Source organism: Rhodoferax sp. RT5P35 (genome assembly GCF_056521385.1).
Genome location: NZ_JBWMAX010000319.1, coordinates 457 through 1,080 on the forward strand (window position 1 = coordinate 457; position 624 = coordinate 1,080).

General features: G+C 67.5%; 1 pseudogene. It reads left to right on the top strand.

What is annotated here, in order from left to right:
- Positions 1-39 precede the first annotated feature (39 nt).
- Positions 40-624 (top strand): annotated as a pseudogene (locus tag AC097L_RS25980) (hypothetical protein); the annotation flags it as partial.

Genomic DNA, 624 nt, shown 5'->3' on the forward strand with positions numbered 1-624 from the left:
GGGGCTGCGCCCCAGGCCTGGTCGCAGGAACCCACGGCCATGGAGAAAATCAGGGCCCGTGGCAGCTTGAAGGTCGCCCTCTACAAAGACAACGCGCCCTACTCCGACGGAGCCGCCTCGGGCATGTCCGGGCTGGACGTGGGCCTGGCCCAGGCCCTGGCCCGGCAGATGCAGCTCAACGCCGCGCTGCTGCCTTTCGACTCCGGCGAAAACATGAACGACGACCTGCGCAACATGGTCTGGCGCGGCCACTACCTGGGCTACGGCCCGGCCGATGTGATGCTGCATGTGCCGGTGGACAAACACTTCATGTCAGAGAACCGGCAGGCCTTCATCTTCGGACCCTATGCGCGCGAACACCTGGTGGTGCTGCACAACCCCCAGCGGCTGCCCCAGGTGTACAACCCGGAAGACCTGGTCGGCCAGAAGATCGCGGTGGAGCAGGGCAGTGGTGCCGCCAGCGCCCTGATGGGCTACAAGGGCGGCTTGCTGCGCAAGCAGGCATCGCTCTACAAGACCGGGCTGGTCGCGGCGCAGGCGGTGCTGGAGCAGGCGGCCAACATCCGGGAGATCGCCAAGCGCGGCAAAGACCCGCTGGGCGGCGCGCTGCGCCTGGGCATCATC